We start from the raw sequence: 15,532 nt of genomic DNA, 5'->3' as shown, positions 1-15,532 counted from the left end.
TTTAAACCGGCGGGCGCGAGAAACTCACCCGCAGTTGCAGGTGATCCGGATCATCGATCGCCCGCAGGTACTCCTCGACACTGACCTCGCCAGCACTGGAGCGCGCCCCCGAGACCGGCACATGGCCGGCCAGCAGCTTGTGCACCAGGGCCACCGCAGCGCAGCTGGGGATCTCCGGGCCGTGATCGTGGGTGGCGGTCAACTGCGCGTACATCGACAGCGGCTGACCGTCCTGGCCCAGGCCATGCACGTCCACGTACAGGGCACTGAGGCCGTCGCCGAAACCTTCAAACCAAGTGCCGCAACGATGCAGACGCGCAGCCCAGGGCGCCGGGTCGGCGATCAGCCCGAGCTTCACCGCCTGGGCCAGCAGGGCGTTGGCCAGCCCGGCGACCTTCAGCCCGGCACCCGCCTTGAAGCTCAAGGTGTGGGCACCATAACGCTCGGCGAACAGGTCCAGGTCCGGTACATCGACATTGGCCACCAGCCGCGTGCCCAGCCTGGGCAGCTTGCGCAAGGTCAGGCCCTGCCAGCCGATCACCGGGAGCGGCTGGCCGTCCTTGAGTTGCAGGATCGGCCGGCCGGCGTAGGCCAGTACACCCTGGATGGTGGACAGGCCGGGCATTTTCGCCGAGGAGGAAATACCGTGCTCGATCCGATCGATGCGGGAGAAACGCTCACGGTGCTCATCGATGATCGCCGTCGACAGGGTCGGCACCGAACTGCATCCGCTGAGGAGGGTCACCCCGGCGGCCCGAGCCGCCTCATCCAGGGTGCCGATACCGCGCACGAACTGGCGGCAGTCGGCCAGGTCGCAGTAGTTGACCCCAGCCTCGATGCAGCCCTGGGCCACCGCGTAGGACTGGCCCTGGAACGGCCCTGCGGTGTGGATCACCCAATGCACATCCAGGGCCTTGAGCGCCGGCACCCACTGCGGGCCCATGGCATCGCCGCACCAGCCTTCGCAGGGCTGTCCAGCCTCGGCTTGCAGCGCCTGAACCTTGGCCGCGAGCTTGCGCGGGTCACGCCCGGAAATCAGCAGATGCACCCCGGGCGTCTGGATCAGATAGCGGCAGACGATGCTGCCAAAATTGCCATAACCACCGACCACCAACACCCTGAGCGTCATTACTTGCATCCTTGAACCAAGCCATTGCGCAGCTGCCAAGCTGCCATTCGAAGCGCGGCAGCTTGGTGGATTTGCCAGGGATCGACAAGCCCCCGGTTGCCCGCGGCGGCCTCCTCAACCGCCTTCGGCGAAGCGTCGTAATATTCGGTTAGAAAAAAAATGCCAATGCCGGTCCGGCATAATGCTATGCAAATTCCTCATCAACTCGGGCCTTGGAGCGTGTTAGCCTCGTCCCGCTATGTCGGCTTCGCATAATAAACTTGCCGGTTCACGCAACCGAGTGAGACCCAGACGCCTTGTTACCCCCCTTTGCTTCACCTTCATCTGCCCAACTAACGTTTCGCTGTGAGCCCTTCAATCATCGGCTCGCCAAGGGAACTGATTGCAAAATCTGACTCGACCTCAAGGTCGATCTCTCGATCCTATCTCGGAGCTGTTATGTCCAGGCTTTCCCATCAAGATTTGCGCCGCGGTTTCCGTGAACTGATCGCTTCCAACTCCTGCTACCACACCGCTTCCGTGTTCGACCCGATGTCTGCCCGTATCGCCGCCGACCTGGGTTTTGAAGTGGGCATCCTGGGTGGCTCCGTGGCTTCGCTGCAAGTGCTGGCGGCCCCTGACTTCGCCCTGATCACCCTCAGCGAATTCGCCGAACAGGCCACCCGCATCGGCCGCGTGGCCCAGTTGCCGGTGATCGCCGATGCCGACCATGGTTATGGCAACGCCCTCAACGTGATGCGCACCGTGGTTGAACTGGAGCGTGCCGGCATCGCCGCGCTGACCATCGAAGACACCCTGCTGCCCGCGCAATTCGGGCGTAAATCCACCGACCTGATAGGCGTTGCCGAAGGCGTCGGCAAGATCCGCGCCGCCCTGGAAGCCCGGGTCGATAACGAACTGGCGATCATCGCCCGGACCAACGCCGGGATTCTTCCGGTGCAGGAAATCATCAGCCGCACCCAGCAGTATCAACGTGCCGGCGCCGACGCCATCTGCATGGTGGGCATCCGTGATTTCGAGCAACTGGAACAGATCTCCGAGCACCTGAGTGTGCCGCTGATGCTGGTGACCTACGGCAACCCGGCCCTGCGCGATGACGCACGCCTGGCGGAGCTGGGAGTGAAAATCGTGGTGGACGGCCACGCCGCCTACTTCGCCGCGATCAAGGCCACTTACGACTGCCTGCGGGAACAGCGGCAGATCTTCACCCAGGCCTCGGACCTGAGTGCCACCGAACTGGCTCATACCTACACCCAGCCCGAGGACTACATCGTCTGGGCCAAGGAGTTCATGAGCGTCAAGGAGTAACACCGGCGATGGGCCGGGGTGAGGCGCAACGCCTCAACCCTGGGCCGATTTCAGCGCGCCTTCCACACAATCGAGGATCTGCCCGATGGTCCAGGGCTTGCGAATGAAGGACACCGGATAACGCACCCCGGAACTCTCGGGGGTCTCGAACCCCGACATGACCACAATGGGCAGCGACGGCCAGTGCTCACCGCACAGGTTGCTCAGGCTGGCGCCATTGAGCCGGCCGGGCATGGTGATATCGGTCAGCAGCAGGGCCACGTCCGCGGCATGTTGCTGGAGGAATTCCCAGGCCCGGTCGGCACTCTCCATGGCCTCGGTGGCAAACCCCTCGTCCTGCAGAATCTCGCACAGGAACTCCAGCACCGTCGGTTCATCCTCCACCACCAGGATCAAACGGGAGGTGGCGTCTGGGTTGACGGACGAGGCTGGGCACATGGGGTAACACTCCCTGAAGGTTTGAGGACTCTACGGACAGGACCGCTGACAAGAGTTATGAGCGGCGGCTTGACGATAAATTCATTCCCGATGCGCCCGCAGTGTTTTTTTCGGACAGGTCCGAACCGGCTGGCGATAATGCGACCCCGATATCAGCGTAACAAGGGAGACAGGTCATCCATGGAGTTCGATCCCCAACGCCTGGCCCAGGCCCGACACCTGGTGGTGTTCAGTGGCGCCGGAGTCTCGGCCGAAAGCGCCATCCCGACCTTTCGCGACGCCCTGACCGGATTGTGGGAGAACTTCGACCCGGCGCGGCTGGCCACGCCCCAAGCCTTTCGCGAGGACCCGGCGCTGGTCTGGGGCTGGTATGAATGGCGCCGCATGAAAGTGCTCCAGGCCCGACCCAACCCGGCCCACCTGGCGATTGCCGAACTGGCCCGGCGCGTACCGCGCCTGACCCTGATCACCCAGAATGTCGATGACCTGCACGAGCGCGCCGGCAGCCCCTCGGTGCTGCACCTGCACGGCAGCCTGCATCACCCCAAGTGCTTCGCCTGCAACCGCCCCTTCAGCGGCAAACTGCCAGAACCCCTGTTGCCGGAGCAGGGTTGCAGCCTGGAGCCCCCCCGTTGCACCGGCTGCAACGGCAAGATCCGCCCCGGGGTGGTGTGGTTCGGCGAAGCCCTGCCACCGCACATCCTCAAGGAGGCATTCAAAGCGGCAGGCGAATGCGACCTGCTGTTGTCGATAGGCACCTCGGGTCTGGTGCAGCCGGCGGCGCAGATCCCCAAACTGGCGCTGGAGCAAGGTGCCTGCGTGGTGCACATCAACCCGCAGCCCCAGGCCTGTACGAAGCCTGAGGAATACAGCCTGGTGGGCAAGGCCGGAGAGATTCTGCCGCAACTGCTGCGCCAGGCCTTTGCCTGATTTTCTGGCGGCTCAAGCCGAGCCACCATTTCTGTTCAAGGACGCTTTCACATGCTGCAATCCCCCGACTCTTCATGGTTTGAAGCCGCCTGGGCACAACGTGAAGAACAACTCTACCCGGCGCTGTTCGGCGACCTGGGCCCAGGCATCTACCCCCTGGACATGGCGCTGTTCAGCGAGGTCTTCGGTCAGACCGAAATTGACCCGCGCTGGCTCAGCCACGGAGTCTTCGAATCTCCGCCTACCACCACGCGCAGCAGTTGGCTGTACGTCACTTCAGGGCTGTCCAATGCCTGGGAAGATGCGCAACCCGAAGCCGATGGCTGGTCCGGGATGGGCCAGGAACTGCTGCTGGAAACCCGCGAGCAGGCGCCCTGGGCCCTGCACCTGCTGCGTAAATTTTGCGCCTATCAACTGCTACTGGCCGCCGGCCGTTTCGGCGAGCAGCAGCCTCTGGGCGAATGGGACCGCATGCGTACCGGGCAACCCATCGACGGCGGCGACAGCCTGTTGCAGGCATTGCTGTTCGTTCCCGCGCCGGCTTTTTCCGGGCCTCATCAATTGCTGAGCGGACGCTTCGAATTCCTGCAGATCGTCGGTCTGACCCTGGACGAACACGCCTGGGGCCAGAGCGCGGGTTATCCGGCCCTGCAGCAACGCCTGACCCAGGCCGTAGCCTCGCCGGTGATGGATCCGGCACGGGCCAGCGTCTGCTGAGGCTCGATGAAAATTCACCGCGACCGTGACGGATCGTCATTTTTCCAGCCACAGCGGGCCCGCTTGAGGTAGATTCAGACAGCGAACAATCTCGCGACGACGTTTGCTTTCTTGCCCTGCCGCTGGAAACCAAGCCCCGTACCGGTGGCTCTTTCACTGCCCCGCCGTTTTTTCGCCACTGACCGCACATGGCGCGGTGGCGCCGATTTCAGGAAATGGATTAATGCCGCAAAGACAAGTGATCAATGCTTCGGTGAGCCCGAAAGGCAGCCTGGAGACCCTCTCGCAACGTGAAGTGCAACAACTCAGCGCCGCCGGTTCCGGCAGCATCTACACGCTGTTCCGCCAGTGCGCCCTGGCGATCCTCAACACCGGCGCCCACGTCGATAACGCCAAGACCATCCTCGACGCCTACCACGATTTCGAAGTGCGCATTCACCAGCAGGACCGTGGCGTGCGCCTGGAACTGCTGAACGCACCGGCCGACGCCTTCGTCGATGGCGAGATGATTGCCAGCACCCGGGAAATGCTCTTCAGCGCCCTGCGCGACATCGTCTACACCGAGAACGAACTGGACAGCCAGCGCATCGACCTGGAGAGCTCCCAGGGCATCACCGACTACGTCTTCCACCTGCTGCGCAACGCCCGCACCCTGCGGCCCGGCGTGGAGCCGAAGATGGTGGTGTGCTGGGGCGGCCACTCGATCAACACCGAAGAATACAAATACACCAAGAAGGTCGGCCACGAACTGGGCCTGCGCAAGCTGGACATCTGCACCGGCTGCGGTCCGGGCGTGATGAAGGGCCCGATGAAAGGCGCCACCATCGCCCACGCCAAGCAGCGCATGAGCGGCGGCCGCTACCTGGGCCTGACCGAGCCGGGGATCATCGCCGCCGAAGCACCGAACCCCATCGTCAACGAGCTGGTGATCCTGCCGGACATCGAGAAGCGCCTGGAGGCCTTCGTGCGTGTCGGCCACGGCATCATCATCTTCCCGGGGGGCGCCGGCACCGCCGAGGAATTCCTCTACCTGCTGGGCATCCTGATGCACCCGGACAACCGTGAACTGCCGTTCCCGGTGATCCTGACCGGTCCCAAGAGCGCAGCGCCCTATCTGGAGCAGCTCAACGCCTTTGTCCTGGCGACCCTGGGCGAAGCGGCGCAGAAGCACTACCAGATCATCATCGACAACCCGGCAGAAGTGGCCCGGCAGATGACCGAAGGGCTGAAGACCGTCAAGCAGTTCCGCCGCGAACGCAACGACGCCTTCCACTTCAACTGGCTGCTGAAGATTGACGAGGGCTTTCAGCGCCCCTTCGATCCAACCCACGAGAACATGGCCAACCTGCAACTGAACCACGCCCTGGCGCCCCACGAACTGGCGGCCAACCTGCGCCGAGCGTTCTCCGGCATCGTCGCCGGCAACGTCAAGGACCAGGGCATCCGCCTGATCGAACAGAAAGGTCCCTACAGCATTCACGGTGACCCGGCGATCATGCAGCCCCTGGACCAACTGCTCAAAGCCTTCGTCGAGCAGCACCGCATGAAGCTGCCAGGCGGCGCGGCCTATGTGCCGTGCTACCGCGTAGTGAGCTGATCCCCAGCCCCTTCGGTGGTTGAACAGCGCCGCGCGTTCCCTGGGAGCGCGCGGCTTTTTCTTGCCCGGCATTTGCCTCACGCGCCAGGCCGCCCCCTCGGCTTTGTGCTAGCTGAAACCCGGCAAAGGATGGCCGGGCTCCGGTAGGATGTGGCGCCAACCATCAAGGAGTGATTCATGCCAGCACCAGACAGTGAGACGTCCGCCCGGTGGGAAGCCTTCTACAAGACTTTCGAGGGTCGCCCTCCTTCGCCCCTGTTGTGCCGCGCCCTGGCCTTGAACCTGCCCGACATGGACCACCCTCTGGCCATCGACCTGGGTTGCGGTTCGGGCATCGAGACCCGCTTATTGCTGGAGCGCGGCTGGAGAGTGCTGGCCATCGACCAGGAAGCGAGCGCCATCGAGCGCCTCAAAGAACGCGCCGGAACCCTCGCCGGAGGTCACCTACGTGCCGTCCAGGGGCAGTTCGAAACCCTCAATGAACTGGCGCCGGCCCAACTGATTCACGCCGGACTGGCCTGGCCGTTCTGTCGCCCCGACGCCTTCGCCCGGTTCTGGCAGGTGCAAGTCGAGGCCTTGCAACCCGGCGCGTTGCTGGTGGGCCAGCTGTTCGGTGAGCGGGACCAATGGGCCACGGCGCCAGACCTGACTTTTCACTCCCGCAGCGCCGCACAGGCACTGTGCGCCGGCCTGCACATCGAGCATTTCGAGGAAAGCGAAGGGCTGGGCAAGAGCCTGCGCGGTCCCAAGCACAACCACAGGTTCGACCTGATCCTGCGCAAACCCCATACTCCTTGAGCCTTCGCCAACCATTCTTCGGGCTGTTGCAATCAATCATCGGAGCACCTGCAACGCCGACCTGACGGGCGTTGCAGGGCGCCTGGAATTTTTCTGTTTTTTTGCGCCATCGGCGCCGCCGCCAAGCAATTCCCCCCTGGGTAATCTCGATTCACTGCCAGTTCGGCAGTCATCCAACGGAGATTACCCTCATGTCGAAAAACAACCCTTCCGCCAACCCGTCGCCGATGGACCAGGCGTCGGCCTCGCGCATCACCAGCAGTGCCGCCAAGGCCGGCAAGGGCCAGGTTACGGCGGACAGCTTTGCTGCCCGGGCGCAACGCGCTGCCGCGAAAAACACCAACCCTTGAGCCCGACAGCGCCCCCGTCAGTATTGGCTGGCGGGGGCCAGGCCAAGGAGGCCGCCATGCCCCACTACAGTAATGACAAAGACATCGCCAGGCTGGTCAAACAACAATTGCGCCAAGGCTGGCTGTTCCATCGTGGCAAACGCCATGGGAAGCTCACGGCCCCAGGTAAGGGGTCGATCCCGGTGCCCTGCACGCCGAGCGACTGTCGGGCGCTGCTGAACTTCAAACTGATGTTACGGAGGCTCGAATGCCGCTAACCCAATCCCCCTTTCCCAGCCTGGGAGAGTGCTACCAGTTGCTCACGGCAGCCTTCGATACCAAATCCACTGACGCCGCGCGCCGCAAGCAACTGGTCGCCTTGGCCGAGAGCGATCACGACTGGAGCCTGTTTCCCAAGCTCAAGCGCGAGCTGCTGATTGAACCCTTGAGTCAGCTGGACCGTGACTTTGCCCTGTACCTCGAAGCCTTCGTCGATTATCTGCAAGCCCACTACCTCGATCTGGTCAAGAACCTGGGGCTGGATAGCCTGAGCCGCCAGCAGGCCCTGCCAGCGCTGGTGGAACACTACGCCTCACCGGTCGGCGACTTTCTCCAGCAATTGCAACGGCGTTTCAGCGGCCCGCAACTGCCACAGCTGCTGGACAAGGATCAGTTTCCTCTGGGGGTGGTCCTGCAATGGTTCGAACAACAGAGTGGGGATTCGGCCCAGCAACTGGCTCAACGCCTCTATCCCGACAGCAAGGATGCCCGTGATCAACTGGGGCGTTGGCGCAAAGGGCCCCGACAGGCCGATCTGTCGAGTCTCAAGACACTGCTCAGGACCCTGGAAAAAGTCAGCGACAAGCCACAGTTGGTGGCCGACCTGGGACCCTGGCTGGTGACGGCCCGAGCCCTTGGTCACTTCGACCAGCAATTGCTCGCCGTCGGCCTCCCGGGGTTCAGGCAAAAAGTGCTGCACACCCTGCTGCTGGGGCCCGCGGCACAAAGTGGCCGCCAGTCCCTGGAGCGCCTCAACCTTGAGGCCGGGCAACGCCTGAACATCCTCAAGCCCGGCGCCCAATGGCTGCGGGAACACCTGACGCCGACCCGGGGCAAGGCCGCCGGCAGCCAGGCTCAGGCACGGCAGATGCTAGACGACTTCATCAAGCTGCAGGAGCGCCATGATACGGACGGCCGGACCGGATATTTCAGTGCCTGGTTCGAAGGCCGCTGGCAATTGCTGTCGGGCAACTACTCCACGGCCATGAGGCATTACGACGCGGCCCTGTCAGCAGCCCTGTATCGCGCCGGTCGCTTGCAACTGAACCTGCTGGAGGAGTGCCTGAGCCTGGCGGCGATGCTGCAAGACCGGCCCCGGCTCAAGCGCCTGAAGCACCAGGCGCTGATACTGGGACTGTTCAGTTCCCTGGGCCTTGAGCAAGGCCCGGTGATCAGCGACTGGGAAATCAGCCAACTGAAGCAGCTGTTTACCCGACTGTTCCCGGCGCCAGGCTTCTTCCCGGAGGCCGAAGACCACAGAGCGCAACCGCAGTGGCCGATCCTTGCGTTCGACCCCGCCGAGACCGGGAACATCAAGGTCGACCTGCAACGCCCTGACCGGGTTATTGCGATCTACACCATCGATCGGCAGAAACGTCGGTATCCGCAATTGCTCTGGTTCGCCTCCGAAGGTCAGGCCGTGGCGGTCCGTGCCCTGTTGCAGCATGGCGCGAACGTCAACCTGAAGGACGAGGCCCAAGGTTCAGCGCTGCTCTGTGCCCTGCAATGCGCCCATGACCGAGGAGATCGCTCGACCCTCGACCTGCTGCTGGACCAGCCTCACGAGGCCGCCACCCTCGACCAGTGCACCCGCAAAAAGCGCCTGACCCCACTGATGCAGGCCATCGACATGGGCGACGCCAAAGTGGTGGCCAGGCTGCTGCAGATGGGGGCCTCGGCCAATGCTCCCGGGCTCTACCCGGAGCAGACGCCGCTGTACCACTGCCTCGGCAAACTGTGGCAGTTGCAACAACCGGGCAAGGCCATGGACAAGGTACAAAGCCTGATCAAGCAAGCAGACGCGGTGAGCCAAGAGGTGCTGCGCCGTCAGTTGGGCAGCAGCGCTGGAGCCTTCGGCCAGCGCGCGCTCATGGACCCCGATCAGCCGTCGCATCAAGCGATTCTCAAGACCCTGCTGGCAGTGGAACGCGAACGCTGCGATCCCCGGCAGTTGATGCAAATTGCCCACCTGCTGTTGCGTCATGGCGCTGACCCCAATGCCTCTCATGCCTATCCCTGCCCGGGCCGTACGCCGCTGATGCTGGCTGCCGAAGACGATCAGCTGGAACTGTTCAAGGCCATGCTCGCTGTCGGTGGCGACCCGCTGCAACAAGATGAACAAGGCGCCGACTGCTGGAAGATCGCCTTGTGTCACCAAGCCCGGCACGTGCTGGCCTTCCTGCGCGCATCACAGGGTTGAAACCACTCGCAGGCCCATTTTCAAAGTACAAGCCCGGGCTGGTTTGACAGCCTCGCAGTCACTATGAAATAGTTTTCCAACAATATGGAACACAATTCCACTTTTTATAATTACATCGAAAAGGCCTGTCATCGTGAGCGAAGTTACCGCCGCAACCCTCCCGCCCCTGGATTGTGACCTGCTGGTGATCGGCTCCGGCGCTGCCGGCCTGGCCTGTGCCGTGACCGCCGCCTGGCATGGACTGAAGGTGGTAGTAGTGGAAAAGGATTCCACTTTCGGCGGTGCCAGTGCCTGGTCCGGTGGCTGGATGTGGGTGCCGGGTAATCCCCTGGCGCGCCGCGCCGGCATCCATGAAAACCCGCAGCAACCGCGCACCTACCTCAGGCATGAACTGGGCGAAGGCTACGACGCCGGACGCATCGACGCCTTTCTTGATAACGGCCCACAAATGGTGGCGTTCTTCGAACAGCACACCGCCCTGCAGTTCGTCGACGGCAATGGCATTCCGGACATCCACGGCCAGGTGCCCGGAGCTGGCATCGAGGGTCATCAGGTGATCGCCGCGCCCTATGACGCCCGGGCCATCGGTCCCTTGCTGGCGCGCCTGCGCCGGACCCTGCGCGAGACCTCGTTCCTGGGCATGCCAATCATGGCCGGGGCCGACCTGGGCGCCTTTCTCAGCATGACGCGCTCGTTCAAGTCGCTGTTGCATGTGGGCAAGCGCTTTATCCGCCATCTGCGGGACTTGGCGCTGCATGGCCGAGCCATGCACCTGGTGAACGGCGTGGCGCTGATCGGCAGGCTGGCGAAGTCGGCCCAGGACCTGGGAGTGAATCTGCTGGAGTCGTCGCCGGCCCGCTCGCTGCTACAGGACGATCAAGGGGTGCACGGCGCCCTGGTCGACACGCCTCAGGGGCCGCGGGAGATCCGTGCCCGTCGCGGCGTGGTCCTGGCGGCCGGCGGTTTTGCCCAGGACCCGGTTCGACGCCAGGCGCTGTTTCCCCGGGCGCCTGGCCCCGATGAGCATCTGGCCTTGCCCCCCTTGAGCTGCTCGGGAGACGGCATTCGTCTCGGTGAGGCCGCCGGTGCCGTGCTGGCCACCGACCTGGCCAGCCCGGTGGCCTGGGCCCCGGTATCGCGGGTGCAACACGCCGACGGCAGCATCGGCCACTTTCCCCATATCATCGATCGGGCCAAGCCCGGGGTGATCGGGGTGCTGGCCAATGGCAAACGCTTCGTCAACGAGGCCGACGGTTACTACGACTACACCGCGGCCATGGTGGAAGCGGTTCCGGCCGGCGAGGAAGTGGCGTCCTGGCTGATCTGCGACCACCGCTTCCAGCGTCGTTACGGACTGGGTTATGCCCGCCCCTTCCCCCTGCCCGTGGGCCATCTGGTGCGCAACGGCTACCTGCAACGGGCCGACTCCATCCAGGAGCTGGCACGGCGTTGCGGCATCGACCCACAAGGCCTGGCCGCCACGGTACAAGCGTTCAACCAGCATGCCCGGCAGGGTCAGGACCCTGAGTTCGGTCGCGGTTCGACGCCCTACAACCGCAAGCAGGGTGACGCCCTGCACCCAGGGCCTAACCCCTGCGTGGCGCCTATCCAGCAAGGGCCGTTCTATGGGGTCAAAGTGCTGCCCGGCAGTTTCGGCACCTTTGCCGGGCTCAAGACCAGCCCCCAGGCCCAAGTACTGGATCAGGCCGGGGCGGTGATCCCGGGGCTGTATGCCGCGGGCACCGACATGGCCAGTGTCATGGGCGGCTTCTACCCGTCCGGGGGCATCAACCTGGGGCCGGCCATGACCTTCGGCTACATTGCCGGGCGCCATGCCGCAGGCGTCAGTGACTATGAGGTGATCCTCGAACCGGCCCTTGGCGCAGGTTCCGGACAATGCGCTGCGATGCATTGACCTGGCGCCGCGGGTTCATGGGCTCCAGCCGGGGCCCTGCTCCACCAGGGGCTGCGACGCCTGCAACTGCGCCTCGATCTGCCGCGCCAGGTAATACACCCCGGCCATGACCCCGTGCTCAGGATCATGCAACTGCTTGAGCCAGGCCTGATCGAAGGCCACGCCCAGATCGCGCCGGGTCTGCGCCTGCAGGTCCTCGCGCTCATTGCTCTGGACCAGGGCCCGTACGCCCGCCACCCCCACGGAAATCAGCGCTCCGGCCACCCGCCCCACCGCGGCGGCCACGGCACCGGCCACACCGCGACTGGCGAACTGGGCCTGAAGTTTCTCGCTGGTGACCTGGGCCACCTGGGACACGCCCGGCGCCGCCTCCCCCTGATCGGTCGCCGGCCCGGCATGAATCTGCTGCAACAGCGGCGCATAGGCCGGCAGACGGGCCACCGGCTCGACCTGCAACAGCTGCTGCAACGAAGCGCGCTGCCCGGCCTGGGGCCCAAGATCGATGGCGATGATCCGCGCCAGATGCTGATCCAATTGCGGCACGGGCAACTGGTGACGCACAGTGCTGAGCTGCACCTGCTGACGCAGCAACTGCACATAGAACTCCATGGCCTCGCCGGTAATGCCATCGGCATCGATCTCCAGCGCCACTGGTGCCAGGACCCGCTGCTGATACTGTTCCTGCAGGTAAACGGCCAGGCGCCTGGAAGCCTGAGCGTCATCGCCCCGGTCGTTCAGGGAATACCAACCGACCTTGAGCGCCAGCCATTCCTGGGTCCAGTAGCCACTGAACCAGGGAATGAAGTGTTCGTCGGTCTGCTGATAGATCCGTGTGCGCCAATGCTCCATGGAGCCCTGGGCATAGACCTCAGCCTGCTGGGTGGCGGAGCGTGAGGCGTTCAGCAGTTCCCCGTCCACCTGACGCCAGACGGCCGGACTGACCGGCGCCTGGGCGACGGGTTCGGCGACACGGCTGGCGCAGCCAGGAAGGAGCAGTACCAGCACCGCCAGCCCCAGGCTGAACAACCAGGACCTGGGGCGACAGCAACGCAGCGCCAGTGAGCACAAGGCAAGTCCCTCCCTGAAGGCAAGGCAAGGCCAGGCCAGACTCGACCGTCCGGCCTGGCCTACTTGCAGTATAGGTAGCGCCACTGCGAGACCCGGGGCGTTTTGCCAGGCGCTCGTGCAATCGTTACGGCATCGGTATATTGCCCGGGGCGCCTGCGCCACGGACCTGCCTCCCCCCTACAAGGAACCTTCATGCTCTACCGCATCGCCGCTGACAGCCTGGTGCTGTTTCACCTGTCATTCATCGTCTTCGTGCTGCTGGGAGGCCTGCTGGTGCTGCGCCATCCGCGGCTGATGCTGCTGCACCTGCCCGCCGCGGCCTGGGGTGTGGCGGTGGAAGTCCTGCACCTGGAATGCCCGCTGACCCGCTGGGAAAACCTGTTGCGCCACGCCGCCGGCCAGGATGGCTACGGGGCCGGGTTCATCGAGCACTACCTGATCCCACTGATCTACCCCGCCGGGCTGACCCCGGGCATCCAGCTCTGGCTGGGCAGCCTGGTTCTAGTGATCAACCTCTCGGTCTACGGCTACCTGGCACGGCGCTGGAGCCGTACCCGACACGCCTGAAGCCTCCCCCCTTGTGACCGCAGCGGCGAACTGGCCCGCACCTTGGCGCTCTAGGACGGATCGGCCTCGCAGGCCTGGGTCAGCGCCTGCCAGGTGGCCTGGTCGGCAGGGATCAAGTGCTCGATGCGCAATGACGCCACAGTGATGTCCTGGGGCATGCCAAAGGTGGTGAAGGTGGAAAGAAAACGCAGTTCGCCCGTGGGCCCGCGCACCCGAGTCAGCAGCAACGGCGTGGCCAGGCTTGCAGCACCCGCCGCCTCGCCGGGACACGGCAGGCTCGCCAGCAGCGCCACCAGCCCTGGCTGTTGCGCCGCCTCCCGGGCCGCCCGCTGCCAAGCCACCTGACGGATCTCTTCGGCATTGATCAGGCAGTCACCAAAACCACCGGGCAGCAGCAGGCTCGCCAACAGATTGAAGCCTTGCTCCAGCGCCGCCGCCGGCAGTCCCAAAAGCCCGAACAAGGCCGTGGTGGCGCGATTGGCGGCCAGTACCTGCCAGCCGCTGTCGATGACAATGGCCGGCGCCGGGTTGTTGGCCTGGAGCAGGTGCATCAGCGCGGCGCGCACCGGCTCCAGGCCCGGATCGTCCAATGGCAAAGCGGCATAACGGGGGGCATAGCCGGCGGCAAGATACACCCGGTTGCGTATTTCCAGTGGGGTATCCAGGGTGCTCAGCAAGCCATGCAGCAGCGCCGGGCTGGGCTGGGCCCGGCCCGTCTCGACGCAGCTCAGGTGCCGTTGCGACATGCCCACCTGCAACGCCAGATCCAGCTGGCTCAAGCGCGCTTGCCGCCGCAGCTGGCGCAGTTGCGCGCCGACCGGCAGCGCTGGCGCGGGAACGCGTCCAAGGGGTTCAATCATCGGGTTCCGTCATCCTTTGGGTGGGTTAGCCGTTGGCGGACAGCTCAGCGAACAGGCTTGAAAAAGATCAGTTCGGGATCATCCTCGTCCAGGTTCTCGACCACCCCACTGGGGCGAAAACCCGCCTTGGCCAGCAACCCCTGGGCCGCCAGATTGGAGCGGTTGGTGGAGGTGAACAACTTGGTCGTCCGACAAGCCCTCTCGGCGGCAGCGAGCAGCCGTTGTGCCACCCCCTGACGTTGCTGCTCGGGCGCCACAACCACCAGGGAAACGAACCCCTGCTCGAAAAAATCATGCTTGAGCAGCACATAGCCGGCGACCCTGTCGCACGCCACCTCGACCCACACCTGGCCCCGCCCGACCGCCTCACGAAGCGCCTGGCCTCGGCTGGCATGAGCTTGCGCGTAAGCATCAAAGCCAAGCATGGCCGGCACATCCTCAGGCAGAGCCTCACGAATCAACCGCGGGATACCTGGTTGAGGAAGCTGTTGGTTGTCACTCATCGCTACTCATTCCTTGAGGGTGTTGGTCGTCCGGTGCGGCCCAGCTGAGCGCTTGTGCCCCACGCCTGTCTATGACCTGGGAGGTCATTGAGTGCTCCGGGGGTTGCCACTTAGCCTGTTCGCTCCCCGTAGTTCAAGGAGTTTAACAGTGAGAAAAACACTCTGGCGCCTATGCCTGGCCTTGTTCGCCGGCCATGAACTGGACGCCGTGGCCCAAGCCGAGTGGCGCCTGCTGTATGGCTTGCGCGACCTCGATCCGGCACTGGGCCAGCAGTGGTTCATTGCGCTGCATGTACCGCTGTGCGTCGCACTGATGTGGCTGATCGGGCACCCGCGCCAGGCCATGCGCCGGACCAGCCGGCAACTGCTGGCCGCGTTTGCCGTGGTTCACGCCGGGCTGCACTACAACCTTCAGCAGCACCCGCTGTACCTCTTCGACTCGCTGCTGTCGCAAACGCTGATCTTCGCCTGCGGTGCCACCGGCCTGCTCTACCTGATGCTGGACCTGGGCCGGCAACGCTCCCCGTGCAACGACTGATCACTTCCCTGCTCAAGGAACCCACCATGCCCCGTCCCTACCTCGCGCTGCTGACCCTGCTGGCCTTCAGTGCCTACACCCTGTTCACCCTGCTCCAGGCACAGCAGTCGCTGCTGCAATTCGGCATGCAACTGCTGTCGCAACCCGACACTGCACAGGTGGTCATCGACCTGTACTTGATGGCGCTGCTGGCTGGACTGTGGATGCTGCGAGACGCCCGGGCCCGCGGACGCTCGGCGCTGTCGGTGCTGCCCTACCTGCTGCTGACGGCGGTCTTCGTCTCCATCGGCCCGTTGCTGTACATCGTGGTCAACGGCTTTGGCCGAGGCTCGCCCCGCAGCGCCTGAGCGGCAACG

General features: G+C 64.4%; 17 protein-coding genes. 12 read left to right on the top strand and 5 right to left on the bottom strand.

Annotated features, from left to right (window positions below):
- Position 1: 1 nt before the first annotated feature.
- On the bottom strand, positions 2-1,129 hold the full coding sequence (locus ACMGF8_RS17620) for a saccharopine dehydrogenase family protein (protein WP_416756897.1): 1,128 nt from the start codon (positions 1,127-1,129) through the stop codon (positions 2-4).
- A 438-nt stretch (positions 1,130-1,567) separates the two neighbouring features.
- Here ACMGF8_RS17620 and ACMGF8_RS17615 point away from each other — a divergent pair, with 438 nt between their 5' ends.
- Positions 1,568-2,437 carry an isocitrate lyase/PEP mutase family protein gene (locus ACMGF8_RS17615; protein ID WP_102864306.1) on the top strand — a complete coding sequence of 290 codons (870 nt, stop codon included), beginning with the start codon at positions 1,568-1,570 and terminating at the stop codon, positions 2,435-2,437.
- A gap of 33 nt (positions 2,438-2,470) precedes the next feature.
- Here ACMGF8_RS17615 and ACMGF8_RS17610 read toward each other — a convergent pair whose 3' ends face one another.
- Positions 2,471-2,875, bottom strand: a complete 405-nt coding sequence (locus ACMGF8_RS17610) for a response regulator (protein ID WP_102864305.1) — start codon at positions 2,873-2,875, stop codon at positions 2,471-2,473.
- Between the two features lie 180 nt (positions 2,876-3,055).
- Here ACMGF8_RS17610 and ACMGF8_RS17605 point away from each other — a divergent pair, with 180 nt between their 5' ends.
- The 8 genes from ACMGF8_RS17605 (at position 3,056) to ACMGF8_RS17570 (ending at position 11,640) form a co-directional block, all read left to right on the top strand.
- Complete coding sequence (locus tag ACMGF8_RS17605) at positions 3,056-3,805, top strand: SIR2 family NAD-dependent protein deacylase (RefSeq protein ID WP_207815270.1); 750 nt, start codon at positions 3,056-3,058, stop codon at positions 3,803-3,805.
- A 51-nt stretch (positions 3,806-3,856) separates the two neighbouring features.
- Entirely contained in the window at positions 3,857-4,522 is a 666-nt protein-coding gene (locus ACMGF8_RS17600) for a suppressor of fused domain protein (RefSeq protein WP_416756896.1), read from the top strand.
- Between the two features lie 223 nt (positions 4,523-4,745).
- The gene (ppnN, locus tag ACMGF8_RS17595; RefSeq protein WP_102879885.1) at positions 4,746-6,119 is read left to right on the top strand and encodes a nucleotide 5'-monophosphate nucleosidase PpnN; all 1,374 of its coding nucleotides are present in this window, start codon (positions 4,746-4,748) and stop codon (positions 6,117-6,119) included.
- 177 nt (positions 6,120-6,296) lie between these two features.
- Positions 6,297-6,917, top strand: coding sequence for a class I SAM-dependent methyltransferase (locus ACMGF8_RS17590; RefSeq protein WP_416756895.1), 621 nt, complete (start codon positions 6,297-6,299; stop codon positions 6,915-6,917).
- 191 nt (positions 6,918-7,108) lie between these two features.
- On the top strand, positions 7,109-7,267 hold the full coding sequence (locus ACMGF8_RS17585) for a hypothetical protein (protein WP_180988598.1): 159 nt from the start codon (positions 7,109-7,111) through the stop codon (positions 7,265-7,267).
- Positions 7,268-7,323: 56 nt separating this feature from the next.
- Positions 7,324-7,524, top strand: a complete 201-nt coding sequence (locus ACMGF8_RS17580; RefSeq protein WP_102864300.1) for a hypothetical protein — start codon at positions 7,324-7,326, stop codon at positions 7,522-7,524.
- A complete protein-coding gene (locus tag ACMGF8_RS17575) occupies positions 7,515-9,725 on the top strand; it encodes an ankyrin repeat domain-containing protein (protein ID WP_416756892.1) in 2,211 nt (736 codons plus the stop codon). The genes ACMGF8_RS17580 and ACMGF8_RS17575 overlap by 10 nt, the downstream gene beginning before the upstream one ends.
- Positions 9,726-9,858: 133 nt before the next feature.
- A complete protein-coding gene (locus ACMGF8_RS17570; RefSeq protein ID WP_416756891.1) occupies positions 9,859-11,640 on the top strand; it encodes an FAD-dependent oxidoreductase in 1,782 nt (593 codons plus the stop codon).
- 15 nt (positions 11,641-11,655) lie between these two features.
- Here ACMGF8_RS17570 and ACMGF8_RS17565 read toward each other — a convergent pair whose 3' ends face one another.
- The gene (locus ACMGF8_RS17565) at positions 11,656-12,708 is read right to left on the bottom strand and encodes a hypothetical protein (protein ID WP_243433705.1); all 1,053 of its coding nucleotides are present in this window, start codon (positions 12,706-12,708) and stop codon (positions 11,656-11,658) included.
- 192 nt (positions 12,709-12,900) lie between these two features.
- Between ACMGF8_RS17565 and ACMGF8_RS17560 the strand changes: the two genes are divergently transcribed.
- Complete coding sequence (locus tag ACMGF8_RS17560; RefSeq protein WP_102864296.1) at positions 12,901-13,275, top strand: DUF2784 domain-containing protein; 375 nt, start codon at positions 12,901-12,903, stop codon at positions 13,273-13,275.
- Between the two features lie 50 nt (positions 13,276-13,325).
- On the opposite strand, the gene ACMGF8_RS17555 is transcribed toward ACMGF8_RS17560, so the two are convergent.
- Positions 13,326-14,135 carry a helix-turn-helix domain-containing protein gene (locus ACMGF8_RS17555; protein ID WP_102864295.1) on the bottom strand — a complete coding sequence of 270 codons (810 nt, stop codon included), beginning with the start codon at positions 14,133-14,135 and terminating at the stop codon, positions 13,326-13,328.
- Positions 14,136-14,179: 44 nt separating this feature from the next.
- Positions 14,180-14,638, bottom strand: a complete 459-nt coding sequence (locus ACMGF8_RS17550) for a GNAT family N-acetyltransferase (RefSeq protein WP_416756888.1) — start codon at positions 14,636-14,638, stop codon at positions 14,180-14,182.
- Between the two features lie 148 nt (positions 14,639-14,786).
- Here ACMGF8_RS17550 and ACMGF8_RS17545 point away from each other — a divergent pair, with 148 nt between their 5' ends.
- Both ACMGF8_RS17545 and ACMGF8_RS17540 read left to right on the top strand, forming a co-directional pair.
- On the top strand, positions 14,787-15,176 hold the full coding sequence (locus ACMGF8_RS17545) for a DUF6713 family protein (protein WP_102864293.1): 390 nt from the start codon (positions 14,787-14,789) through the stop codon (positions 15,174-15,176).
- A 26-nt stretch (positions 15,177-15,202) separates the two neighbouring features.
- Positions 15,203-15,523, top strand: coding sequence for a DUF2834 domain-containing protein (locus ACMGF8_RS17540; protein ID WP_159897965.1), 321 nt, complete (start codon positions 15,203-15,205; stop codon positions 15,521-15,523).
- Positions 15,524-15,532 lie beyond the last annotated feature (9 nt).

The organism is Pseudomonas sp. BNK-7 (assembly GCF_048072025.1).
Classification (GTDB): Bacteria; Pseudomonadota; Gammaproteobacteria; order Pseudomonadales; family Pseudomonadaceae; genus Aquipseudomonas; species Aquipseudomonas danubii.
This window is presented reverse-complemented; position numbering and strand designations above follow the sequence as displayed.

Bases quoted from the DNA above. Each gene is read 5' to 3' on its own strand.
- ACMGF8_RS17610 (WP_102864305.1), bottom strand. From the start codon at position 2,875: ATGTGCCCAGCCTCGTCCGTCAACCCAGACGCCACCTCCCGTTTGATC.
- ACMGF8_RS17600 (WP_416756896.1), top strand. From the start codon at position 3,857: ATGCTGCAATCCCCCGACTCTTCATGGTTTGAAGCCGCCTGGGCACAA.
- ACMGF8_RS17580 (WP_102864300.1), top strand. From the start codon at position 7,324: ATGCCCCACTACAGTAATGACAAAGACATCGCCAGGCTGGTCAAACAA.
- ACMGF8_RS17540 (WP_159897965.1), top strand. From the start codon at position 15,203: ATGCCCCGTCCCTACCTCGCGCTGCTGACCCTGCTGGCCTTCAGTGCC.
- ACMGF8_RS17560 (WP_102864296.1), top strand. From the start codon at position 12,901: ATGCTCTACCGCATCGCCGCTGACAGCCTGGTGCTGTTTCACCTGTCA.
- ppnN (WP_102879885.1), top strand. From the start codon at position 4,746: ATGCCGCAAAGACAAGTGATCAATGCTTCGGTGAGCCCGAAAGGCAGC.
- ACMGF8_RS17575 (WP_416756892.1), top strand. From the start codon at position 7,515: ATGCCGCTAACCCAATCCCCCTTTCCCAGCCTGGGAGAGTGCTACCAG.
- ACMGF8_RS17585 (WP_180988598.1), top strand. From the start codon at position 7,109: ATGTCGAAAAACAACCCTTCCGCCAACCCGTCGCCGATGGACCAGGCG.
- ACMGF8_RS17620 (WP_416756897.1), bottom strand. From the start codon at position 1,129: ATGACGCTCAGGGTGTTGGTGGTCGGTGGTTATGGCAATTTTGGCAGC.
- ACMGF8_RS17550 (WP_416756888.1), bottom strand. From the start codon at position 14,638: ATGAGTGACAACCAACAGCTTCCTCAACCAGGTATCCCGCGGTTGATT.
- ACMGF8_RS17555 (WP_102864295.1), bottom strand. From the start codon at position 14,135: ATGATTGAACCCCTTGGACGCGTTCCCGCGCCAGCGCTGCCGGTCGGC.
- ACMGF8_RS17615 (WP_102864306.1), top strand. From the start codon at position 1,568: ATGTCCAGGCTTTCCCATCAAGATTTGCGCCGCGGTTTCCGTGAACTG.
- ACMGF8_RS17590 (WP_416756895.1), top strand. From the start codon at position 6,297: ATGCCAGCACCAGACAGTGAGACGTCCGCCCGGTGGGAAGCCTTCTAC.
- ACMGF8_RS17605 (WP_207815270.1), top strand. From the start codon at position 3,056: ATGGAGTTCGATCCCCAACGCCTGGCCCAGGCCCGACACCTGGTGGTG.